At 61.4% G+C, this 22,892-nt stretch carries 16 protein-coding genes and 1 tRNA gene; 7 read left to right on the top strand and 10 right to left on the bottom strand.

Annotated elements, in window-relative coordinates; genetic code table 11:
- Positions 1 to 263: 263 nt before the first annotated feature.
- From AAIL67_RS00580 to AAIL67_RS00550, 7 genes are all read left to right on the top strand, one after another.
- Positions 264 to 1,715: an FAD-dependent oxidoreductase gene (locus AAIL67_RS00580; RefSeq protein ID WP_343483127.1), complete on the top strand. Its 1,452-nt coding sequence runs from the start codon at positions 264 to 266 to the stop codon at positions 1,713 to 1,715.
- Positions 1,716 to 1,840: 125 nt separating this feature from the next.
- Complete coding sequence (locus AAIL67_RS00575; protein WP_224650853.1) at positions 1,841 to 2,701, top strand: IclR family transcriptional regulator; 861 nt, start codon at positions 1,841 to 1,843, stop codon at positions 2,699 to 2,701.
- Entirely contained in the window at positions 2,698 to 3,981 is a 1,284-nt protein-coding gene (locus tag AAIL67_RS00570) for an aconitase X catalytic domain-containing protein (protein ID WP_034405392.1), read from the top strand. The genes AAIL67_RS00575 and AAIL67_RS00570 overlap by 4 nt, the downstream gene beginning before the upstream one ends.
- Complete coding sequence (locus tag AAIL67_RS00565) at positions 3,978 to 4,433, top strand: DUF126 domain-containing protein (protein WP_034352310.1); 456 nt, start codon at positions 3,978 to 3,980, stop codon at positions 4,431 to 4,433. Before AAIL67_RS00570 ends, AAIL67_RS00565 begins: the two co-directional genes overlap by 4 nt.
- Before the next feature lie 188 nt (positions 4,434 to 4,621).
- Complete coding sequence (locus tag AAIL67_RS00560; protein WP_034352313.1) at positions 4,622 to 5,608, top strand: tripartite tricarboxylate transporter substrate binding protein; 987 nt, start codon at positions 4,622 to 4,624, stop codon at positions 5,606 to 5,608.
- A gap of 255 nt (positions 5,609 to 5,863) precedes the next feature.
- Entirely contained in the window at positions 5,864 to 7,003 is a 1,140-nt protein-coding gene (locus AAIL67_RS00555) for a porin (protein WP_343483126.1), read from the top strand.
- Between the two features lie 102 nt (positions 7,004 to 7,105).
- Complete coding sequence (locus AAIL67_RS00550; RefSeq protein ID WP_343483125.1) at positions 7,106 to 8,086, top strand: tripartite tricarboxylate transporter substrate binding protein; 981 nt, start codon at positions 7,106 to 7,108, stop codon at positions 8,084 to 8,086.
- A gap of 59 nt (positions 8,087 to 8,145) precedes the next feature.
- Here the strand turns inward: AAIL67_RS00550 and AAIL67_RS00545 are convergent, their stop codons facing one another.
- The 10 genes from AAIL67_RS00545 to AAIL67_RS00500 form a co-directional block, all read right to left on the bottom strand.
- On the bottom strand, positions 8,146 to 9,165 hold the full coding sequence (locus AAIL67_RS00545) for a tripartite tricarboxylate transporter substrate binding protein (RefSeq protein ID WP_224650861.1): 1,020 nt from the start codon (positions 9,163 to 9,165) through the stop codon (positions 8,146 to 8,148).
- 125 nt (positions 9,166 to 9,290) lie between these two features.
- A complete protein-coding gene (gene ilvD / locus AAIL67_RS00540; RefSeq protein ID WP_034370720.1) occupies positions 9,291 to 10,988 on the bottom strand; it encodes a dihydroxy-acid dehydratase in 1,698 nt (565 codons plus the stop codon).
- A gap of 776 nt (positions 10,989 to 11,764) precedes the next feature.
- Positions 11,765 to 11,860, bottom strand: a tRNA-Sec gene (locus AAIL67_RS00535).
- A 184-nt stretch (positions 11,861 to 12,044) separates the two neighbouring features.
- A complete protein-coding gene (gene selB, locus AAIL67_RS00530) occupies positions 12,045 to 13,970 on the bottom strand; it encodes a selenocysteine-specific translation elongation factor (protein ID WP_224650865.1) in 1,926 nt (641 codons plus the stop codon).
- Positions 13,971 to 14,066: 96 nt separating this feature from the next.
- Complete coding sequence (selA, locus tag AAIL67_RS00525) at positions 14,067 to 15,506, bottom strand: L-seryl-tRNA(Sec) selenium transferase (RefSeq protein ID WP_224650867.1); 1,440 nt, start codon at positions 15,504 to 15,506, stop codon at positions 14,067 to 14,069.
- Between the two features lie 89 nt (positions 15,507 to 15,595).
- The gene (fdhE, locus tag AAIL67_RS00520; RefSeq protein ID WP_063661087.1) at positions 15,596 to 16,561 is read right to left on the bottom strand and encodes a formate dehydrogenase accessory protein FdhE; all 966 of its coding nucleotides are present in this window, start codon (positions 16,559 to 16,561) and stop codon (positions 15,596 to 15,598) included.
- A gap of 82 nt (positions 16,562 to 16,643) precedes the next feature.
- Positions 16,644 to 17,270 carry a formate dehydrogenase subunit gamma gene (locus AAIL67_RS00515; protein ID WP_003066500.1) on the bottom strand — a complete coding sequence of 209 codons (627 nt, stop codon included), beginning with the start codon at positions 17,268 to 17,270 and terminating at the stop codon, positions 16,644 to 16,646.
- A complete protein-coding gene (gene fdxH / locus AAIL67_RS00510; protein ID WP_034352334.1) occupies positions 17,267 to 18,196 on the bottom strand; it encodes a formate dehydrogenase subunit beta in 930 nt (309 codons plus the stop codon). Before fdxH ends, AAIL67_RS00515 begins: the two co-directional genes overlap by 4 nt.
- Positions 18,197 to 18,208: 12 nt before the next feature.
- A complete protein-coding gene (gene fdnG, locus AAIL67_RS00505; protein ID WP_139032061.1) occupies positions 18,209 to 21,274 on the bottom strand; it encodes a formate dehydrogenase-N subunit alpha in 3,066 nt (1,021 codons plus the stop codon).
- 233 nt (positions 21,275 to 21,507) lie between these two features.
- Positions 21,508 to 22,683 (bottom strand): AI-2E family transporter, encoded by a 1,176-nt coding sequence (locus AAIL67_RS00500; RefSeq protein WP_034352340.1) that lies wholly within the window; start codon positions 22,681 to 22,683, stop codon positions 21,508 to 21,510.
- Positions 22,684 to 22,892 lie beyond the last annotated feature (209 nt).

The following is a 22,892-nucleotide window of genomic DNA, read 5'->3' as shown; positions in this document are numbered from 1 at the left end:
ACTTATTTTGTCACCCAACATCCGAAGGATAGAGAAAGGACACCACGTATCCGAGGCGGGGCTTCGCCCATCCAAGTTTGGCGAGGGTTCATACCTGAGGAAGCTCAGCACTTTCGGCGATTGAGAAGACTATTGTGCCTGTCGCAGATGGCGACAAAGCTTTGGCGGTCCGGCCTTCCGTGCAAACCCTTGGTCATGCAAATGTCTATTGATTATTTTGGAATTCAATTTCAAAATAATCAAATCAACAAGGGGCACAGCATATGAAGACCATTGAGCGCTCGGATGAGCGTATTCTTTCCTCGGACATCTTTGAAAGCGAGCGCAGCTATGTGGGGCAGCGGTCTGCCCAGTGCTACGAAGAGCCAGGCAGAAGCATTCCGGTACACCACGATTGCGATGTCCTGGTCGTCGGAGGAGGTCCTGCGGGAACGGCTGCGGCCGTATCCGCTGCGCGTCAGGGCGCACGCGTTACGCTGCTGGAGCGTTACAACCATCTGGGAGGCTTGTCCACGGGCGGACTCGTGATCTGGATAGACCGCATGACTGACTGGGCAGGGGTTCCAACCATCCGCGGCTTTGCGGAGGATGTTCTGGGGCGTCTGCCATCTGATGCCATTGCCGGACCAATGCCGGAAGAGTGGGGCATCCAGGATCCCACCCGAGCTGCTTATTGGGCCCAGCGGACGGCCGCCTATCACGGAATCGTCACTTGGTCTCCCACCATCGATCCAGAGCGGCTGAAGCTGGCATGCCAGGAAATGGTGCTGGAGAGCAAGGTGCGCCTGTTGTTCCACGGCTGGGGTTCGGTGCCCATTGTTCAGGACGGAGCAGTGCGCGGAATGGTCTTCGAGAGCAAGGAAGGGCGCATGGCGATACGCGCTCGGGTGGTTGTCGACTGCACGGGAGACGGAGATGTGTTCGCCCGTGCGGGCCAGCAGTTCGAAACCGATATCGAAGCCAACGATGTGCACCATTGCATGAACACCTCATGGTTGTTTGGTGGTGTGGACATGACGCGTTGGATCGAGTTCAAGGCGGGCCAGCCCGAACAGTTCACGGAATTCATGCGCCGGGGCAGGGAGAGCGTGGGCTTGTTTGAGCGCCCGTTTGTCTCATGGCGAAACGATGTGGCCCTCTTCATGGGGCCGAGACAGTCGGGTTACTCGGCCTTGAATGTGGATGACCTCACTGAGGTGGAGATTCGCTCGCATCGACTCATGGCCGCGCATCTGGAGTTCTTCCGCAACAATGCGCCAGGCTTTGAGCATGCCTACATGCTGACCAGCGCCCCTCAGATCGGCGTAAGGCATACACGGCGTCTGGTTGGGGTCGGCAAGATGCTCCGCAGCCAATGGGATTCCGGTCAGCCTCTGCCCGATGAGGTGGGTGTCACGCCGGCCGTCTCGCCCAAGTTTCCCAACATCTCCATCCCGTATGGCGCCCTGGTACCACAGGCGCTCAATGGCTTGCTCGTTGCTGGGCGTCATCTTTCCTGCGATGCCAACTCCCACGGCTTCATGCGAGAAATTCCCCAATGCTGGACGACCGGGCAGGCTGCAGGAACGGCGGCCGCATTGGCGGTCAGCGCCCAGGTGGAGCCGCGTCAGGTGGATATTGCGAAGCTGCAGACAGCGCTGCTGCGCCAGAACGTGTTCTTGAGACCCGGCGCACATGAGCTGGTAGGTCAAGCCGAAGTCACAGCCTTGGCCTGAATGTGACAGGCTTCGGCATGCGACGACTGGACGCCATCGCGGAGAGCCGCAGTGCCAGGTCTTCGCTACGTCGGGGCCGGGAACTGCCACACTGTGCATCTTCAATTGACTATCTACGAGCACACATGAGCCGACCTTCCAAAGCCTCCTCTTCCATGCATGCCGGCGACTTGGGCCAGACCGCCTTGAGCAAGGGTGATACGGTCAGTGCCCTGGAGCGCGGAATCGCCGTGCTGCGTTGCTTCAGCCGTACAGACAGAGTGCTCAGCAACACCGAGTTATCGGAGCGTACAGGCATACCCAAGCCCACGGTCACACGCCTGGCCGCAACACTGGTTTCGCTGGGTCTGCTACGTCAGAACGCCGCCACTGAGAGCTTTGAACTGGCGGCTGGAGTGGTTTCAATGGCCCAGGCCTTTCTCTCGGGACTGGACGTGCGTGCACGTGCCCGCCCCCATATGCAGACGTTGGCAGACCTTACGGGAGGAACCGTGCTGCTGGCGGTGCGTGATGGTCTGGAGATGGTGCTCATCGAGGTCAGCCGACCGCGCATGTCCATGATATCCAGCACGCTGGATGTGGGTTCGCGGGTGCCGCTGCCCAATTCGGCACTGGGCCGAGCCTATCTGGCCGGCGTCGACGAACGTGAGCGTGCGCAGCTGATCGAGACCCTGCATCTGTCGCGCGGTTCCGAATGGCCGCGCCTGCTGCCGGGGCTGGACAGCGCGCTGGCCGAAGCCGGCCAGTGCGGCTACGCGGGCTCTTTCGGCGAGTGGCACCGTGAGATTGGCTCCCTGGCCACGCCCATACAAGGACCGAACGGGGAAGTGATGGCATTGAACTGCGGAGGTCCGGCCTTTGCCTTCAATGCCGAGAAGCTGCACGGCGAGGTGGCAAAGCCGCTGCTGGCCACGGCAGCCAGCATTGCCCAGGACATAGGAGGCAGTTTGCCCCTGTCCCAATCATTACAAAGAAGGACCCCATGAGATTGACCGACCAAGAGAAGGCCATGTACGACGGCCATGAAGGCCCTGCAGTCCAGCGCGCCATGGACTTGCTGGTGCGTTACGGTGAAGCACTGGGCGCGGAGCGCCTGGTGGATACACGCAATGTCTGCGGCACCGTCAGTGCCTCCACGCCTTTCATGAGGGACTATGCGCGGCAAAAAGGCGGGATGGATGCGGTGTTTTCCGAGTTCAACCTCGACAGCGACGACGTGGTCAGCATTCCGCCCGTCAAGGCCTTCACCAGCCATCTGCAACTGGGCTTCGATCCGCAACAGCCGCAGCGCATGGGACTGAGCGAGGAAATCGTCCACTTCTACAAGCAGGGGGAGCGCTATACGGCAGAGCACGGCATACAACTGCTCAACACCTGCACGCCCTACCAGGTCGGCAACATTCCCACGCGCGGTGAGCACTGTGCCTGGATGGAGTCCTCGGCGGTCGTCTATTGCAACTCGGTGTTGGGCGCTCGCACGAACACCGAAGGGCGTGAAAGCACTGGAGCTGCTTCGCTGACTGGAAAAATCCCTTACTGGGGCTTTCATCTTGATCAGCATCGATTGGCCACCCACCACATCCAGCTTGAGGTGCCCGTGGAAACCACGGCCGACTGGGGCTTGCTGGGCTATTACATCGGCGAACTGGTGCAGGAAAGCGTTCCCGTGGTCAGCGGCCTGAGGTCAACGCCCGACCTAGCCCGGCTCAAGCATTTCGGTGCTGCCGCAGCTTCTTCGGGAGGCGTGGAGATGTATCACCTGGTGGGCACGACGCCCGAGGCCAATACGCTGGAGCAGGCTCTGGGCGGCAGGTCGGCGCGGCATGTGCTGCGCTATGGCGAGGCAGAACGCCGCCAGGCCTATGAAAAACTCAATCACACGGCCCGCGACAGCCATGTGGACTATGTGATGCTGGGATGCCCCCACTACACGATAGAGCAGATCTGGGAAGCCGCCATGCTACTGAAAGGGCGCAAGGTGCATGACAACAGCGCACTGTGGATTTTCACGCCGAGAGCCATCAAGGCGTTGGCCGACCAAAATGGCTACACCCGCATCATCGAAGAGGCGGGCGGTGTGCTCATGTCCGACAGTTGCTCGGCCATGAGCCGGGCCACGCCTCAGGGCACCAAGGTCGTGGCGCTGGACTCGGCCAAGCAGGCGCATTACCTGCCCGCCATCCTGGGCGTGCAAGCATGGTTTGGAACAACGGCCGAATGCATCGACGCTGCATGCACGGGCCAGTGGAAGGGGGCTTACGCATGACGACGGTGGACATCATGGATCAGCAGGTCCTGTGCGGGCGCAAGGTGGTGGGCGGCTGCGTGGAGGGCGAGGTGCTGTGCACCGAGGCCCATATTTCAGGTTGGGGCGGCATCGATTCACGCACCGGCACCATCGTGGAAACCCGCCACCCGCTGAGGGGGCAGAGCTTTGCGGGCAAGGTGTTGGTGTTTCCCGGCGCCAAGGGCTCTTCGGGCTGGTCGAATGCCTTTCACCTGACGCGCTCCATGGGCGTGGCTCCGGCGGCCATGCTGTTCACGGAGATGAGCACCAAGATCGCTCTGGGCGCGGTGGTCACACGGGCGCCGGCAATGACCGACTTCGATGCCGACCCGCTGGTGGTGCTGCGCACCGGTGACTGGGTTCGGGTGGATGCGGACAAGGGCATCGTGCAGTTGCTCAGGCGAGCGCAAGAGCAGCCGACAGTCCCGTAGCCGCCAGGCCCGACACTGGGCCGCAGACGACCGGGGCGAACGGGCAAGACAGTTATTAGGCTACGTCGGCCAGGCCCCGATTCCAAGCCATCACCGATGAATGCGTGCCACGACACGCAGGGATGATGCATGCCGCTCGATTTTGACGAGCCATGCCGCATCCCCAGAACAAATACAAGGAGACAAAAATGAAACTCTGGAACAGACGCGCTTTTTCCCTGACCGCCCTGACCATGGCTTTAGGCTGTGGCAGCCTGGCCGCAGCCCCTGCCTTCCCTGAAGCTCAGCGCCCTATACGGGTAGTTGTGCCTTTCTCTCCAGGCGGCGGCGTTGACGGCCAGGCCCGAGTGGTGGCCCAGAAGTTGGGAGAGATCCTTGGTACCACCGTGGTTGTCGACAACCGCCCAGGTGCCGGAACGCTGGTCGCCGCACAGGAGGTGATCAAGGCCGCTCCCAACGGCTACACCCTGTTCTACGCAGCCTCATCCACGTTCGCGCAGAACCCGCACACCATGAAGGCTGCAACCTACGATCCGCAGAAGGACTTCACGCCGCTGTCGCTGGGCGGAGCGGGGCCGCTGGTGCTGGTGGTCAACGCGACTTTGCCCGTGCACAGCGTCAAGGAGCTGGTGCGCTACGCCAAGAGCCAGCCGGGCGGAATCAGCTATGCGTCATTCGGAACGGGCACTTCTGCCCATGTGTTCGGTCAGGTGTTCGCCCAGCAGCAGGGCCTCGACCTTGTGCACATTCCTTACCGCGGCGGTGCGGACATGGCGGCAGATCTCATGACCGGCCGTGTGCAGATGGCCTTCGATGCGGCTCCAGCGGCATTGCAGAACGCGGCCACCGGCAAGGTGCGCATCATAGGCGTGGCGGCGCCGCAGCGCACGGCGCTGCTCCCTGGCGTACCGACCCTGGCCGAACAAGGCCTTAAGAACATGGATCTGACCAGCTGGCTCGGTTGGTTCGGCCCAGCCAAGCTGCCCCCGGAAATTGTCAAGGCTTTGAATTCCGCACTCGTCAAGGCCATTGCCGACGGCAAGGTGCAGGAGTTCTACCGTAACGGAGCCTACACCGCAGAAAGCTCTACACCTGAGCATCTTGCTTCCATGGTACGCGACAGCTATGAGCGCTGGGGCAGTCTCGTCAAGCAAGCCGGTATTCCCAAGCAGTAGGTTTCCCACCTGAGCCCCAAGGTCTGCTCAGGGCGCAGCCGGACGCAACCTCTCAATTTCAAGCCATGCACTACTCAGGCCCGCCTCAAGCACCGGGTCGGGCTGCCGCATGGCCTGGTGTGCCGTGAGGGTAGGGGCATTGCAAGCGTATCAGGCCCGTTGTCAGGCCCTTGCCGGCTTTCAGCGGGACTGCAACAGCCACACCCGTGGCACATCCTGCCATCACGGCGGATTTTTAGAACCTGGAGGAGACATATGAAGAACGGATCATGGAAATGGGCGTGTGCGCTGGCCTGCGCTGGCGCACTGCCGCAACTGGCCGGGGCACAAAGCAGCAGCGTCACATTGTATGGCGTCATGGATGTCGGGCTGCAGCGCACCAGTGCAGGCGGCGTGGGCAGCGTGACCGGCGTCTCCAACGGCGGCTATGCCACCAGTCGACTCGGTTTTCGGGGGCGCGAGGACTTGGGCAGCGGCTGGAGTGCGGGCTTCGTGCTCGAAGGCAGTCTCAACCCTGATACTGGTACGGGCCGCGCCAGCAATACCAACAACCAGGCTAGCGGCGCTCAGTCGACCACCAGCCTGACCTTCGACCGCCAGTCCTATGTGAGCCTTGCCGGTCCCATGGGCGAAGTGCGACTCGGGCACGACTTCGCGCCCACGCACTGGAACAATATCTATTTCGACCCCTTCAACCAGAACGGGGTGGCCAGAGCCGGCAATCTGACGTTCGCGGCGGTGGGCAGCGGATCGCTCTACACCACCATCGTGGTGAGCAATGCCGTCAGCTACTGGCTACCCAAGGATCTGGGCGGTTGGTACGGCATGGCCATGGTGGGTTTTGGTGAGAACGGCTCCGGTTCGCCACAGAAGAACGACGGCAACTTTGCTGGCGGCCGCCTGGGATATGCCCAGGGCGCGCTAGATGTAGCCGCAGGCATCAGCCGCACCCGCTACGCACGTACTGCAACTATCGGTGACTACACCCATGCCAATATTGGTGCCAGCTACAACCTCGGCGTTGCCAAGTTGTTCGCCTTATACAACCAAGTGGACGTGGATTTGTCAGGCGGCAAGGTTCGAAAGCGCAGCTATGAGTTGGGCGCGCACATCCCCGTTTCCACGCAGGGCAAGGTGCGCCTGAGCTATGCCATGCTGAATGACGGCAGCTCTGGGGGCTTGCTCAATACGGATGGTTCGGCCCGCAGTGCCAACGATGCTCGTCAAGTTGGTATCGGTTACGTGCACGATCTGTCCAAGCGCACGGCGCTGTATGGCACCTATGCTCATATCCGCAACCGCGGGCAGGCAAGCTATGCCGTCAGCGGCGGTCGTTCGCCGTTGGCCGGCCGCAACTCATCAGGCCTTGAAATAGGCCTGCGCCACATGTTCTAACCACAAACTCCATCGGTAAGGGTAAGGGCGTCGCATGAATGCGACGCCCAAGCGAAAGCGGGGGGGCGCCTTCCGCTAACGGATTCATACAGGGTCAACATCATGACAATGCCACGTCGTCACTTGCTAGCGGCCATGGGCAGCGCGCTTGCTGCGTTTGCCGCGCCTTCCGCAGTACAAGCCGCTACCGCGTTTCCCAGCAAACCTATCACACTCATCGTACCGAATGCACCGGGTGGTGCCGTGGATCTGCTGGCGCGCTTGCTGGAGAAGCCCTTGCAACAAGCGTTGGGGCAGCCCATTCTGGTGGTTTACAAGCCCGGAGCCGGAACAGTGATGGGCACGGACTTCGTAGCCAAGTCGGCGCCCGATGGACATACGCTGGGAATGGTGGTCACTTCGCATGTTATCAATCCCGGACTGCGTCCACAGATGCCGTTCGATACCACGCGGGACCTCACTGGCGTGAGCCTGCTGGCGACTTCTCCAATTGCGATTTCGGCCAGAGCCGACCTGCCGGTCGCAAATCTCAAGCAGCTGATCGACTATGCGCGCCAGCAACCGGGCAAACTCAGCTACGCTTCGCCGGGCGCTGGCAGCTCCATGCACCTGGCGGCCGAGTTGCTCAAGCTAACGGCAGGGATCGACATGCTGCACACGCCCTACAAGGGGAATGGCGGGGCCTACCAGGACGTGTTCGGAGGACGCGTGGACCTGATCTTCGACCCCTTGTTCTCGTCACTGCCCCACATCCGGTCGGGACGCATGAAGGCCATCGCAGTTATCGGTCCTCGGCGCTCACCGATCGCCCCCGATCTGGCCGCAGCCAACGAAACCCTGGCCGACTTTTCGGTGGAAAGCCTGTTTGGCCTGGTTGCTCCTGCCGCCACGCCGGCACCCGTGGTGGACAGGATCAGTTCCGAGATTGCCTGCATTCTTGCCACACCCGAGATGAAGCGGCGCATGGCCGAGGCCGGTCTGACTCCGGTGGGCTCAACGTCCAGGGAGTTCAATGACCTGATCCGAAAGGAAATGCTCCGCTGGTCACAGGTGATCAAGCAGGCCGGTGTCAAGCTGGACTGAGCGCGTGAAGGGCGGTCCGCGAGACGGCAATATGGCCGTCCGCGGGCCTGCCCAGTACCTCATTCGAACTTCACATTGAATTCGCGCACCATTTTGTCGAAGGTGTCGTACTGGCTGCGAAAGAAGGTCATGAAGCGTTCGGGCGCCATGCCGTAACCATCAAAGCCTTGCTGGGCAAGCTGTTGCTTGATGGCGGGCTGCTGCAGCACTTTCTGCAAAGCCTGTGACAGGCTGTCGGTGACGGCAGTCGGCATGCGGGCCGGTCCGAAGAAGCCCGCCCAGGGAAGAATGGTCAGCGCTCCGAGCCCGGCCTCGCGCGCAGTGGGAACCTCAGGCAGCAGCACGCTGCGCTCGTTCTGCAGGGTCAGCAGCGCGCGGGCGCGTCCATCCTTGACAAAGCCTGGAGCCGTGGTGCCGGTGGTGAACAGCATCTGTATCTGTCCTCCCACCAGATCGGTCATGGCGGGAACATCGCCCTTGTAGCGCACATTGGTCACTTGGCGCTCTTTGCCCAGCAGCTGGAGCATGGCCAACTCCGATGCGCTGTTGCTTGAGGCAGAGTTGTACTGGCCCGGCTTGCGGCTTATCTCATCGAGGAATTCCTTGATATTGCGGGCCGCAAAGCTGGAAGGGACCAACAGGAACATGGAGAACTGCCCGGCCGTGCTGATCGGCGTGAATTGCTTGAATGGATCATATGGCGCAGAAGGCCTGAGCAAGGGTACGGACACCATGGCGGTATTGGTGCCCAGCATCAACGTGTGTCCATCGGCTGGAGCGGCCAGGAGTGCCTGCGCGGCGAGTATGCCTTCGGCACCGGGCTTGTTGTCTACGATCACCTGTTGGCGTAACTCGGAGGACAGTCCCTGGGCGATGATGCGCGCCAAGGCGTCTGCCGCGCCACCGGGCGCAAAGCCAACGATCATGCGCAGCGGCCGTGATGGAAACGCTGCGGAGGGCTGGCTCCACGCCGAACCGCAGACCGCGGCTGCCGTGCCACCCAGCCATTGCAGCAGTGTTCTGCGCGGCAGATATGCGCCCGATTCGCGGACGGGATTCAGTTCTGGTCTTGTCTCCATAGCCTTCCTTTTTTTGTGAGCGGATTCGAGAGAGTGACAGGTGGCAGGCGGCGCTTTCCAAGGTCGCGCCTGCGGCCCTGTGAGGCAGGGTCGGAGTCGGAGTTCGCGGCCCCGGCACTGACTAACTATTTGTCCTGGGCGGCGAGCACTGCGCCCTGAGTGACCGGCGCCACATTGCTGCGGTAGAGTCTGAGCCAGCCGCTGTCGAACAAGGGCGCAGCCGGCTGCCAGCGTGCACGGCGGGCGGCCATCTCGGCGTCGTCCACATGCAGGTCGCAGCGCAGGCTGTCCAGGTCCACGGTGATGGTGTCGCCGTCCTCCACTAGAGCGAGGGGACCTCCGGTTGCAGCTTCGGGGGAAACCTCGGCCACGACCAGCCCCTTGCACACCAGGCCGGACAGATGGCCGTCGGTCAGCAGTGCGACATGCTCGCCCAGTCCCGCTCCATCGATGCCGAAGACCACGCGCGAAGCACCGCCGCCCATACCCGGCCCGCCCTTGACGCCTGCGCCACGCATCACCACCACATGGCCGGCGCGTATGCTGCCGTTCTTCAGGGCCGCCACAGCGGCGTCCGACGTTTCGAAGCAGATGGCCGGGCCCGTGAAGCGGCGCGACTTGCGTTCGTGAATTCCGGTTTTGACAATGCCTGTGTCCGGGCAGAGATTGCCGCGCAGCATGGTGATGGCGGGTAGGGTGGCGACAGGGCGGGCCAGAGGGCGTATGACTTCCTCGTCGGCGACTACCACCTCTTGCAAATTGTGCTCAAGCGTGTGGCCGGTTACGGTCAGAGCATCGAGTCGCAGCAGAGGCCGCAACTGCGCCAACAGGCCACGTGCCGCACCCGCGGCCTCGAATTCCTCAATCAGGCGCTCGCCCACGGGACGAAGAGCTGCCAGCACTGGTACCTGATGCTGGAAACGCTCGAACATGGCATAGATGTCGACATGGCTCTGCGCTTCGCGAGCCACTGCCTGCAGATGCTTGATGCAATTGACCGAGCCCCCCACGGCCAGCACGGCCTTGGCGGCATTCTCGAAAGCCTGCTCGGTGAGGATCTCGCGCGGGCGCAGATCATCCCAGACCATTTGCACGATGCGCGTACCTGCGGCGCGGACATCGTCCATCATCTTGGCGCTCAGCGCTGCCACTGGAGCGCTGCCGGGCAGGGCCATGCCTAGCGCCTCGCAGACGATGTGCATGGAGTTGGCGGTACCCAGGCCGGAGCAGACGCCCGGCGAGCGTATGGCCTCGCGACTCATGCATACCAACTCCTGTACTGGCATGTTTCCTGTGACTGCATGCATCGCGCCGATGAATACATCCTCAATGTCGGTATGCCTGCCTTGGTACTCGCCGCTGGCCTGGTAGCCGCAGGGAACCATAAGCGTCGGAATATTGAGCCGCGCGGCCGCCATGAGCTGGCCAGGCACCGTCTTGTCACAGGAGGTCAGGCACACCATACCGTCGAGTTGTGCACCTTCAATGGCCACCTCAATGTCATTGGTAACCAGGTCTCGTGCGGCCAGCATGTAGGCGCCCCGAGCGCCCGCGCCGGTGATGAAGTCGCTGGGTGCTGCCGTGCGTATCTCGAAGGGCACGGCGCCCGCGTCGCGTATGGCCTGCTTGATGACCGCCGCGACTTGGTCCAGATGGCTGAAGCAGGCAGCGAGCTCCGAGCTGCTGTTGACTATGGCGATCTTCGGCTTCTCGCAATCCTCCTCGGGTATCCCTAGAGCACGCCAGTGCGCGTTGCGCACCGACCAAAGATAGGAGCCGCGAGGGAAGTTGCTACGTAGCTGGGTGACTTTGGGACGATTCATGGAGTCTTTCTGAAATGGGAGTCGGCGCTGTGAGCTGCAGCAAGGCTAGACACAGTTGCATTTGAGCTGCCAATCAAAATTATGAAATTAAATTTCAAAAAAACTCACGGTAGTAGCACCTAGAAGGATGGACGGAGAATCACTTCAAGTTCCACACAAGCTAGGAACGGAGAACAACAAAGGCAACGAGTTTTTCGTTCGAAATGCGGGAGATACTTTGACCGGCGACTTCAATCGCTTCTGCTTAGCCCTATGAGCGTTAAAGCCCGGGTGGGAATGGTGCATGCCTCGGCTGAACCATGCACCAGCGCTGATTGCGGCAGACCAAGTGCTGGTCGCGACCAGTCGCATGGCTCGTGGCTACGGTGGCCCCGCGTGTCGCGCTGTGTGCCTCTAGGGGGCTGCTGCTGGCCTTGGTGTTGGCAAGGTGTATCCCGTTGCTCTGTGCCAGGAAAGCCTCCGCTGCGGTGCTGCCGGTATGGGGAAGGGGTTGGCAACTACGCATGGCGGCGAACTCTTCCAGCCACTGCGCCTTGGCGCGTAGGCCGTTTAGAACGGCCGTAGCGCGGTCGCCGGTGCGTAGGGAGAGGTTAACCCGCGTTTTGCCGCCGTAAGCAGCCTGGAGGTCTTCAGGGATGAGGACACGGAGATAGAACCGGGTGCCTCTGAGGTTCAGTCCTTCGACTGTTGCCATGTCATCGTTTCAACAAAAAGGTTGATGAACGATGTGACGTTTGATGTACCACTTGGGTGTATCACCCAAGCGAAAAAAGAGGTGGCGGAAAGCAGCTGGAGTCGAACCAACCCGGGAGCGGCTGACGCCCCCCACCGGGTTTGAAGCCCGGCCGCGCCACCGGGCACGATTGCCTTCCTTTGAGTCAAGAGTGGCAGCTGCCACTCTTGTAGAAGATAAGTCGGTGATTGTAGCCAGCAATCCGGCAGCTGATGACAAACAGCACGTCAAGGCCGCATATCCGGCTCTACTCTGATTTGATAGCTTGTTGCGTAAGCGGGATAAGGAATCTGGACTGATTTCCGCTGATTTTCCTTGCAGGCTCAGCGTGGCGTGCTATTCCAATGAACATCAGGGCGCAGCAGATGGGCGTCGCGCACGCGGCGCGTGTAGCCGGTTCGGTCGAAGAATTCGAGAATCTGGATGGCGCGCTTGCGGCCCAGACCCGTGGCGTCGCGGAATGCGCTGGCTTCCACTTCACCCCTGGCGTGCTGGCTGGCGATGTCGGCAACCAGGGCGGCGAGTTCATCCATGCGCGACGGTGCGTAGAACAAGTCCTTGACGACCTGGAACAGCTGGCCCTGGCGCGAAAGCTTTTTGAGCAACTGGCGCACCAGCTCTTCGCCTGCAGCATGGTCGCGCGCCAGATCGCGCACCCAGGGCGGGTCATAGCGGCCTGCAGCAATGGCGGGCAGCAGTTTTTCGGCCAGCGTCTGCTCGGCGCTGCTCAGCTGCACGCTGTGCTGCTGCAAATGCAGCCAGGCGCCGGTGCTGGCCAGCAACTGGCTGTTGAGCAGGGCATCGACCAGGCCCTGATAGAGCGCGTCGTAGCTGCCTTGCTGCAGGCCGGGCAAGGCCATGCGCCTCAGTCTGGCCGCGTTGACGCCGGGCTCGTCGGGCGATTTTTCATGAAAGCGCGCCAGGCTGTCGATGACCTGGGTCTGCAACTGCTGCCAGCGCTGCAGGCCAAGCACCAGGGCATCGCCGCCGGCGATGGGCAACTGGATGGTGTCGGCAAGGCTGGCCTCGGGGAAGGCATGGCCGCTCAGACGCACCAGCTGCGAACGCGCAATGCCGTGCGGGGCCTGTGCGATCAGCGGTCTGAAGTCGTTGCGGGCGATTAGCTGCTCCATGGCGTCGAGGTAGGCCATGCGCTCTGCGCTGCGGCGCTTGCGGCTCGGGGCATAGGGGTCGAGCACCATGCCGCCGGCGATGGTGCGGCTGGCCTGGGCGTTGCGCAGAATCAGGCGGTCGCCGGGCAGGGCGAAGACCGGCGCATCGAGCACCAACTGCACGCGGGCCTCGGTGCCGGGCTCTATGGCCTGGTCCTGCAGCAGTGCCACATGGCCCGTGGTGCGCTTGGTGCCCAGGTGCACATGGACTGGCGTCCACTGGGCCAGCAAGGGCGCTTCGCTGAGCAGGTGCAGATGAATGTCGAGGCGGTCCGTGGCCTGCAGCAGGCGTTGGTCCATGATCCAGTCGCCGCGCTCGATCTCGTCCTTGCCTATGCCCGCCAGATTGAGTGCGCAGCGCTGGCCGGCGACGCCGCTGTCGCTGCTCTGGTTCTGTGCATGAATGCTGCGCACACGCACGGCCTGACCACTGGCCGAGTGCGCCAGCGTGTCGCCCACCCGCACCTGGCCATTGAAGACCGTGCCCGTGACCACCGTGCCCTGGCCCGGCAGCGTGAAGACGCGGTCCACGGCGAGCCGGAACAATCCGTCTCGGGGGCGCGCCTGCATCATCTGGGCCTGCACCTGCAGATGTTCGCGCAGGGCTTGTACGCCGGCATTGCCGGGTTCTGCTGCATTGGTCTCGAAGATGGGACTGTCCGCCAGTGCAGTGACGCCGAGAATGGCGTTGATTTCGCGATGCACGTCGGCAATGCGCTGCGGCAGCACGCGATCGACCTTGGTCAGCGCCACGCTGCCACGCCTGACACCCAGCAGCTGCAGAATTTCCAGATGCTCCAGGGTCTGGGGCATGACGCCGTCGTCGGCAGCCACGACCAGCAGGGCGTGGTCAATGCCCACGGCTCCGGCGGCCATGGTGTGGACGAATTTCTCGTGGCCCGGCACGTCGATGATGCCCAGCACATCGCCGTTGGGCAATGGGCTGTAGGCATAACCGAGTTCTATGGAGATGCCGCGGGCTTTCTCTTCCTTGAGACGGTCGGTTTCCACGCCCGTGAGCGCACGCACCAGCGTGGTTTTGCCGTGGTCGATATGGCCTGCGGTTCCGATGATCATGGTGTGCTTGTAGTTTTGTTGGCTGCTGGCGCTTGTGTATCAAGCGATGCAAGGTGTTTTTGTATGAATCCCGGGGGCCGGGGCCATGGGACTGCCTCAGGCCAGCTGCGGCAGTTGCGCGGCAAACAGGGCCTGCGCCGGGTGTTCGAGGCAGCGCAGATCCAGCCACAGCGCATCGTCATGCAGCCGCCCGATCACGGGCCGGGGCAGGGCGCGAAAGCGCGCTTCGAGCCGGGTCAGCTGGCGACCGGCATGCTTGCCGCTGGCCGGATAAATCCTGAGGCCGAAGCTGGGCAGATTTTCCACGGGCAGGGCGCCGCTGCCGATCTGGCTGTTCATGGCCGCCATCTCCACCACATAGTCCTGGCCCAGTGCCTGCTGCAGCAGAGGCTGCAGCTGCTCGGCCTGGGCCTGCATGTCGGCGGCCTTGCGTGTGAACAGGCGCAGCGTGGTCAACTCATGGGCGAGCTTTTCGGGGTTCAGATACAGGCGCAGCGTGGGCTCCAGCGCCGCCAGCGTGATCTTGCCCACGCGCAGTGCGCGCTTGAGTGGGTTCTTCTTGATCTGGGTGATCAGCTCCTTTTTGCCGACGATGATGCCGGCCTGCGGGCCGCCCAGAAGCTTGTCGCCGCTGAAGGTGACGATGTCGGCACCGGACTCGACTGTCTCGCGCACCGTGACTTCATAGGGTAGGCCCCAGTCGCGCATGTCGATCAGCGTGCCGCTGCCCAGGTCGACAATCATCGGCAGATTGCTGTCGTGCGCAATGCGGGCGACATCGGCATCGCTCACCGCCTTGGTAAAGCCGGTGATGGCGTAGTTGCTGCAGTGAACCTTCATGAGCGCGGCCGTGTTCTCGCCTATGGCCTCTGCATAGTCTTTCTCATGCGTGCGGTTGGTGGTGCCGACCTCGACGAGCCGGGCGCCGGCGCGGGTCATGACATCGGGAATGCGGAAGGCGCCGCCGATTTCCACCAGCTCGCCGCGCGAGACCAGAACTTCCTTGCCCGTGGCCATGGTGGACAGCACCAGCAGTACGGCTGCGGCGTTGTTGTTGACAACGGTGGCGGCCTCGGCACCGGTCAGCTCGCAGATCAGCGACTCGACCAGGTCGTCGCGATCGCCGCGGCCGCCGTCTTCAAGGTCATATTCCAGGTTGGCCGGGGAGTTCATGGCCTGTACCACGGCATCGATCGCGGCCTGCGGCAGCAATGCGCGGCCCAGGTTGGTGTGCAGCACCGTGCCGGTGAGATTGAAGACGGCTTGCAGGCGTGGCGCAAACCGGGTCTGAAGCTGGCGTTGTGCGGCCTGTACGATGCTGCCGATGTCGGCCTGCACGCTCTGGCCGGGCTGATCGGCAAAACCCAGTAGCTGCTGGCGCAACCCCGTCAGCACATCGCGGACTGCCTTGGTGCAGGCATCGAGGCCATAGGACTCGCGCAGCACCTGCATCTCGTTCGCGAGCAAGACCTTGTCCACGGCGGGAAGCTGGGATGGGTGCGAAATTTCAGGGGCGGTCGCTGCGGTGTTGCTCATGGCCAAGGTGTGTCGGGTCGTCAAAAAAATGAAAAAGGCGGCAGGAGTTCCTGCCGCCTTCATTATGGTGGCGGTTGGAGCCGGCAGGTTTACGCAGCAGGGTCCACTAGTTCGTGATCGGCTTCGCCTTGCTGCTCTTCGGCCACGGCCACAAACAGCAAAGGATTGGCGCTGGCGCGCTGGAACTGGGTCTCGCTCATCAGCAGATCCAGCATCAGGCTGGCCAGATCGTCGACGAGAGGTTCGACCATGGGGTTCTTTTCCTGATTCACGATCTTGCGATAGCTGCCGCATTCGTCGCAGGTCTCGGCCAGAACTTCTTCGCCCGAACCGTCAATGCCCTGGTAGTGGATGCCCTTGGTCGATTCGCAGTGTGTGCACTTGACGCGAACCATATGCCATTCGCAGGCACAGGTGCCGCAATGAGCGTAACGGTGACCGGCCACTTTGCCGCCAATGCGGATGACGCTGGCCACAGGCTCGCTGGCGCAGATGGGGCAGATGCTGGCGGGGTCGGTGTAGGGAACGTCGCGGGCACTGAGACTGGCCGAACGCTTGGCAAAGGTCACTTGCAGCGCAGCCATGATGAAGGGCGCCATGCCCACGTGGCGGGCGGCGACTTCCTTTTGCAGCAGCTTTTTGGCAATGTCTGCACGGGTCTCGGGAGTCAGTGCACGCAGCTCCTTGAGCAGGGGCTGCAGCGGTGCAGGCAGGCCTTCGCTGCCCTGCAGCGTGTCGAGCATATTGTCCAGTACGGCTTGCCAGGCGGGATCGATGGTGTCCACTGCGGGCAGCAGGGGCATGGAGTGCTCCTGAGCACGCACCATGAGTTCGGCATCGGGTGCAGATATCTCGATAGTGGCGGCAGCCTTGTGCTGCGCATCCATGATCTGGGCCACAAACAGCAGATAGTCTGCAATGGGATTGCCGTTGGCCAGCTGGCGCAGGCGTGCAGCGCGTTCGGCGAACAGGCTGCTTACCTGGGGCAGCAAGATGCGGGGAAAGCTGGTGTGATCCAGTGCTTCGATTTCACCGGGTTGAAGAATGCGTTGCATTGACAGGGTTTCCAAATGAATCAGCCGCCGAGCGCCGATAAACGCTTGGCGGCTGGGTTGTTAGGGGAGAGGACTAAAAACCTTAGTCGTTGTCACCCGTCATCTTGCGGTACCAGCCGCGGTGGTGTTGCTTGGCCCAGGCTCGCGTTACTGTGCCATAAAGCATGGCGCGAATGGTGCCGCGAGTCCAGATGGCTGCATACACGTGCATGATGATCAGACCGATCATCCACACGGCAGCGATGGCGTGAACCACCGAAGCCGCTCGCACCACGTTGACCGGCAATGTCCACCAAGCGCGCCACATCAGAAAGCCGGTGATCACGATCAGCAGCATGCCGATGACCAGGCCCCAGAACAACAGCTTCTGACCGCCGTTGTACTTGCCCTGTTCGGGCATGTCGTGGTCGTCGCCATCGATCATCTTGTTGACGTTCTTGAGCCATTCGATGTCGCGCGGCTCAACGATGTTGAGCTTGGCGAAACGGCAGGCCATGATGACGAAGAATGCGCCCATGACAACCCCGATGTAGGGGTGCAGGATGCGGGTCCAGGGACCGCCACCGAACAGATTGGTCAACCAGAAGAAAGCCGGGTGAAAGAACGCCAGACCGGACAGGGCCAGCAAGATGAAGCAAATGCCTACCACCCAGTGGTTGGCGCGCTCCGATGCGTTGTAGCGCACGAGGTCGCGAGGATTGCGTTTCATTTGCCGTTCTCCTTGTTCAGCGCTTCGGCGTCCTTGCGTTCCATTTCATCCTCAAGGTCCTTGGACACGTCGTTGGGTCCCTTGGTGATGTAGTGGAACAGGCTGCCGATTGCGGCTGCGCCCAGTGCGGCCATGGCCAGAGGCTTGGCTACACCCTTCCACAGCGACACCATGGGGCTGATGGACGGATCGTCCGGCAGGCCCTTGTACAGCGAAGGTTTGTCCGCGTGATGCAGAACGTACATCACGTGCGTGCCGCCCACGCCTTGCGGGTCGTAGAGGCCTGCCTTTTCGTAGCCGCGTTCCTTGAGGTCCACGACACGGCGGGACGCTTGCTCCTGCATGGCTTCCTTGGTGCCAAACTGGATGGCGCCCGTGGGGCAGGTCTTGACGCAGGCGGGCTCCTGACCAACAGCCACGCGATCCGAACACAAGGTGCACTTGTACGCCTTGTTGTCCTTCTTGGAGATGCGCGGAATGTTGAACGGGCAGCCCGTGACGCAGTAGCCGCAGCCCACGCACTGGTCTTGCTGGAAGTCCACGATGCCGTTGGCATATTGGACGATGGCGCCAGGCGAGGGGCAAGCCTTCAGGCAGCCCGGGTCTTCGCAGTGCATGCAGCCGTCCTTGCGGATCAGCCACTCCAGATTGCCTGTGGCTTCGTTTTCGTACTCGGCAAAGCGCATCACGGTCCAAGACTCCGACGTCAGATCCGTCGGGTTGTCGTAGACGCCTGCGGCAACCGTGCCGATTTCGTCGCGAAGGTCGTTCCACTCCATGCAGGCGGTCTGGCAAGCCTTGCAGCCAATGCATTTGGAGACGTCGATCAGCTTGGCGACTTCCCCCGCGTGCGCACCGCGTGCGCTCGGTGAGGGGGTTGTCGTGGCCGAACGGCGTTTGATATCGAGAGACATGGTTGAGGACATCAGCGTGGCTCCTTAGATCTTTTCCACCTTCACGAGGAAGGTCTTGGATTCAGGGGTCAAGCTGTTACCGTCACCCACGGAGGCTGTCAGGTTGTTCGCCAGATAGCCCTTGCGTCCCGTCGTGGAGAAGCCCCAGTGAATCGGCACACCCACGTGATGGATGGTCTTGCCATCGATCTTCATGGGCTTGATGCGCTTGGTCACCACGGCAACCGCCTTCACGAAACCGCGCTTGGACGAAACCTTGACCTTCTGGCCGGTCTCTATGCCCAGTTCCTTGCCCAGTGCCTCGCCGATTTCCACAAACTGTTCGGGCTGAACGATGTTGTTCAGCTGAACATGCTTGGTCCAGTAATGGAAGTGCTCGGTCAGGCGGTAGGTCGTGCCTACATGCGGGTAGTCCTTGGGGTCGCCCTGCGTGTCCTTGGCAGTTGCCAGGATGCGCATCACGGGGCTGATGACGGCCTGCTTGTTGTTGGGGTACATGGGGTTGTAGCCCAGCGGGTTGTCAAACGCCTCGTAGTGCGTGGGGAACGGACCTTCTGCCATGCCCTTGCGAGCAAACAGACGGGCCACCCCTTCGGGGTTCATGATGAAGGGATTGATCACCTCGGGATCCAGGCCCACGGCCACGTCCGGCACGTCCGCTCCACCCCACTGCTTGCCGTTCCATTTGATCAGCACGCGCTCTGGGTTGAAGGGCTTGCCCTGGCGGTCGCAAGACGCGCGGTTGTAAAGCACGCGGCGATTCGCAGGCCAGGCCCAGGCCCAGTTCAGCGTGTTGCCGATGCCTGTGGGATCGCTGTTGTCACGACGAGCCATCTGGTTGCCGGAAGAGGTCCAGCTGCCAGCCCAGATCCAGCAGCCACCCAGGGTGGTGCCGTCATCGCGCATTTCGCCAAAGCCCGCCAACTGCTCGCCGGCCTTGCGGATGAGCTTGGTGGGGTCCTTGGGATCGAACAGATCCACCAGTGCACGGCCGTTGTATTCCTTGGCCACTTCCTCGGAAGAGGGGTGATCGGCTTCAGCGTAAGGCCAGTACAGGTTGGTGATGGGCTCGGAGAACTTGCCGCCTTCCTTCTGATAGAGAGCCTTCAGGCGCAGGTGCAGACCAGACATGATGGCAATGTCGGTCTTGGCCTCTCCTGGGGGCTCGGCAGCCTTCCAGTGCCACTGCAGCACGCGCGAGGAGCTGACCACGGCACCGTCTTCTTCGGCGAAGCAAGTGGTAGGCAGGCGGAACACCTCGGTTTGAATCGAAGCCGAGTCCACGTCGTTGAATTCGCCGTGGTTCTTCCAGAATTCCGAAGTTTCCGTAACCAGCGGATCCATGATGACCAGGAACTTCAGCTTCTTGAGACCTTCGCGCACGCTGTTGCTGTTGGCCAGAGCCGCCAAGGGGTTGAAGCCTTGAGCGATATAGCCGTTGACCTTGCCCTGCGTCATCATCTCGAAGATCTGCAGCATGTCGTACTGCTTGTCCAACTTGGGCAGATAGTCAAACGCCCAGTTGTTTTCAGCAGTTGCGGCCGCACCCCACCACGCCTTCATCAGGCTGACATGGAACTTGGGCGTGTTCGACCAGTAATTCATCTGGCCGGGACGCAGCAGCTTGGGCGTGCGGGTGGCGATGTACTGGTTGTAGTCCTGTTCGGCTTCGTTTGGCAGCGTCAGGTACCCGGGAAGCGAAGCAGACAGGATGCCCAGGTCCGTCAGGCCCTGGATGTTGGAGTGGCCGCGCAGCGCGTTCATGCCGCCGCCAGCGATACCGATATTGCCCAGCAGCAGCTGGATCATGGCGCCGGTACGCAGGATCTGCGCACCCGTGGTGTGCTGGGTCCAGCCCAGTGCGTACAGGATGGTGGCAACACGGCCGGCTTCGGCGGTCGAAGCAAGCTTCTCGCACACGTGCAGGAATTTTTCCTTGGGTGTGCCGCAGATGGATTCCACCTTCTCGGGGGTATAGCCGGCGTAGTGCTTCTTGAGCCACTGATAGACGCAGCGAGGGTGTTCCAGAGTGGGGTCGACCTTCACGAAGCCGTCTTCACCCAGTTCGTAGTCCCACGACGCCTTGTCATAGGTACGCTTTTCAGGGTTGTAGCCGGAGAAAATACCTTCGTCGAACGCAAAGTCCTCGCGCACGATGAATGAGAAGTCCGTGTAGTTCTTCACATACTCGTGGTGAATCCTGTCGTTTGTCAGCAGGTAATTGATCACGCCACCGAGGAAGACGATGTCCGAGCCGGAGCGGATCGGCGCATAGAAGTCAGCCACGGATGCCGAGCGGTTGAAGCGCGGATCGACCACCATGAAGTGAGCCTTGTTGTGCTCCTTCGCTTCGGTCACCCACTTGAAGCCGCAGGGGTGTGCTTCGGCGGCATTGCCGCCCATGATCAAAATAACGTCCGCGTTCTTGATGTCGACCCAATGGTTCGTCATCGCTCCACGGCCAAACGTCGGGGCAAGACCTGCCACCGTCGGGCCGTGTCAGACACGTGCTTGGTTATCGAGTGCAAGAAGGCCCCAGGAGCGGGCCACTTTGTGCGTGATGTAGCCGGCTTCGTTGCTGGAGGCCGAAGCGGCCAGCATGCCGGTGGTCAGCCAGCGGTTGACCTTCTGGCCTTTTTCGTTGGTTTCAACGAAATTGGCGTCGCGGTCTTCCTTGAGCAGCTTGGCGATGCGGTTCAGTGCCTCGTCCCAGGACATGCGCTTCCACTCGGACGAGCCGGGGGCGCGGTATTCGGGGTACTTGAGGCGGCTGGGGCTATGGACAAAGTCCAGCAGCGATGCACCCTTGGGGCACAGCGTGCCGCGATTGACCGGATGATCCGGGTCGCCTTCCACGTGCATCACGGACAGACGGGAGTTTTTCCCGCCGTCGCCCAGGGAGTACATGAGGATGCCGCAGCCTACGGAGCAGTAGGTGCAGGTTTGACGGGTTACGGTGGTGGCTGACAGTTTGTACTGTCGCACCTCAGCAAGGGCGGCTGTGGGTGAGAAGCCCATCAGCGCCAAGCTTGAACCCGCCAGAGTCGAACCAGTCACTTTCATGAACTGGCGTCTGGAGAATTGGTCCATTGTGGGGTACCTTTTCGTATGAACGCTTATGTGAAAGCAAATTTTACGACCCCCCCCATTTTTGATAGCAGTTACAAACCCTTAATTCTTGAGTAACGTTGAGCGACTTTGAGTTTTATGTTTCGTTTTTGTTTTTCTTAATGATGGCGATAGTTTTCAACCTACACCTCTAAACCTATCAACTTTCAGCTCGAAAAGCCATCGGTCAGCAGGCCGGGTTGAACAGGAAATCCCTAATCTGTGTCGCTTTTGCGTGTTTCGGCAGGAGGGGGCGCGACGGTGGGGGCAGGGCCTTCTACAGGCTGTTGCGGATCGGCTGATGTGCGCTTTTGCGCGATTTCCTGGTTCAGCAGCTTCTCCTCCTGCTCCTGCATGGTGGCAAATAACTCCCAGGCAGCCATGAACAGGGCGGCAATGGCGGGACCGAGCACAAAGCCCGAAAGACCGAACAAGGCCATGCCCCCCAGGGTGGAGATCAGAACCACATAGTCGGGCATTTTGGTGTCCTTGCCGACCAGCAGGGGGCGCAACACGTTGTCCACCAGGCCGATGACCAGTACGCCATAAGCGGCAAGGATCAGGCCTTTGGTGACGGCGCCCGTGGCCAGAAAGTAGATGGCCACCGGCCCCCAGACCAGGCCTGCTCCCACTGCTGGCAGCAGCGACAGAAAAGCCATGACCACAGCCCACAGTACTGCACCCTGAATGCCCAGAATCCAGAAAATCAGCCCCCCCAGCGCGCCCTGGGCGGCTGCAACGGCCAGATTGCCCTTGACTGTGGCCCGGATGACGGTAATGAACTTGATGGCCAGTTCGCGCTTGTGTTCGGGTGCGAGCGGTGTGGCTGCCCAGATGCGTGCGACCAACTCCTTGCCATCACGCAGCAGAAAAAAGATCAGGTAGAGCATGACGCCAAAGCCCACCACAAAGCCCAGGGTGTTCTGACCCAGCCCCACAGCTTTGGTGGCGGCGAGCTTGCTGGCCTGCAGGGCGATGTTGGAGAGCTTGGTCTGGATTTCCTCCAGAGTGCCCAGGTGCAGTTTTTCCATCCACGGCGTCAGCCAGGAGGGAAGGGCATTGAAGACTTGCTCCACGTAGCTGCCGGCGGACAGGTTGCCGCTGCTGATTCGATCGTAGATGGCGGCAGTCTCCTTGATGAGCGAGAGGCCTATCAGAGACAGCGGCAAAATGACCATTACCAGACTAATTAGCAAGGTTGCCAGCGCGGCCAGCGTGGGCTTGTTGGGCATGCGCATCAGCAGCTTGCGGTGCAGGGGGGCGAAGACGATGGCAAACACCACACCCCAGAAGATGGCTACGGCATATTCCTCTAGAACCAAGCCGAATCCTGCGGTTACTGCTATTAAAAGAAGAATGAATGCACGTTTGTGAAGCGGCAAAAGCGGCATGCGAATCCTTGTTTATGGAGTTCCCGCAATGTAAGCGACTCCCAGGGGTGTAAACATCTTGTCTTTTATAAGACCAAGACTTTGAACAGTGGCACAATGGCTGCCGCAACTCAAGGCCCTTCCCCAGCCACAGTCGCATCCGCCAATCGGTACAGCCGTGTCGCGGGAGGTTCTACAAACCAGCTAATGCTTTCCGAAGGAAAGCGGAG

The organism is Comamonas sp. A7-5 (assembly GCF_039581385.1).
GTDB classification, from domain to species: domain Bacteria; phylum Pseudomonadota; class Gammaproteobacteria; order Burkholderiales; family Burkholderiaceae_C; genus Comamonas; species Comamonas thiooxydans.
The sequence above is the reverse complement of the archived record's forward strand: the minus strand, read 5'-3'. Positions and strand labels throughout refer to the sequence as shown.

Coding starts and splice junctions, on each gene's coding strand:
- AAIL67_RS00555 (WP_343483126.1), top strand. CDS start 5,864: ATGAAGAACGGATCATGGAAATGGGCGTGTGCGCTGGCCTGCGCTGGC.
- AAIL67_RS00580 (WP_343483127.1), top strand. CDS start 264: ATGAAGACCATTGAGCGCTCGGATGAGCGTATTCTTTCCTCGGACATC.
- AAIL67_RS00560 (WP_034352313.1), top strand. CDS start 4,622: ATGAAACTCTGGAACAGACGCGCTTTTTCCCTGACCGCCCTGACCATG.
- AAIL67_RS00515 (WP_003066500.1), bottom strand. CDS start 17,270: ATGAAACGCAATCCTCGCGACCTCGTGCGCTACAACGCATCGGAGCGC.
- fdxH (WP_034352334.1), bottom strand. CDS start 18,196: ATGTCCTCAACCATGTCTCTCGATATCAAACGCCGTTCGGCCACGACA.
- AAIL67_RS00545 (WP_224650861.1), bottom strand. CDS start 9,165: ATGGAGACAAGACCAGAACTGAATCCCGTCCGCGAATCGGGCGCATAT.
- selA (WP_224650867.1), bottom strand. CDS start 15,506: ATGAGCAACACCGCAGCGACCGCCCCTGAAATTTCGCACCCATCCCAG.
- AAIL67_RS00550 (WP_343483125.1), top strand. CDS start 7,106: ATGACAATGCCACGTCGTCACTTGCTAGCGGCCATGGGCAGCGCGCTT.
- ilvD (WP_034370720.1), bottom strand. CDS start 10,988: ATGAATCGTCCCAAAGTCACCCAGCTACGTAGCAACTTCCCTCGCGGC.
- AAIL67_RS00565 (WP_034352310.1), top strand. CDS start 3,978: ATGACGACGGTGGACATCATGGATCAGCAGGTCCTGTGCGGGCGCAAG.
- AAIL67_RS00500 (WP_034352340.1), bottom strand. CDS start 22,683: ATGCCGCTTTTGCCGCTTCACAAACGTGCATTCATTCTTCTTTTAATA.
- AAIL67_RS00575 (WP_224650853.1), top strand. CDS start 1,841: ATGAGCCGACCTTCCAAAGCCTCCTCTTCCATGCATGCCGGCGACTTG.
- selB (WP_224650865.1), bottom strand. CDS start 13,970: ATGATCATCGGAACCGCAGGCCATATCGACCACGGCAAAACCACGCTG.
- AAIL67_RS00570 (WP_034405392.1), top strand. CDS start 2,698: ATGAGATTGACCGACCAAGAGAAGGCCATGTACGACGGCCATGAAGGC.
- fdhE (WP_063661087.1), bottom strand. CDS start 16,561: ATGCAACGCATTCTTCAACCCGGTGAAATCGAAGCACTGGATCACACC.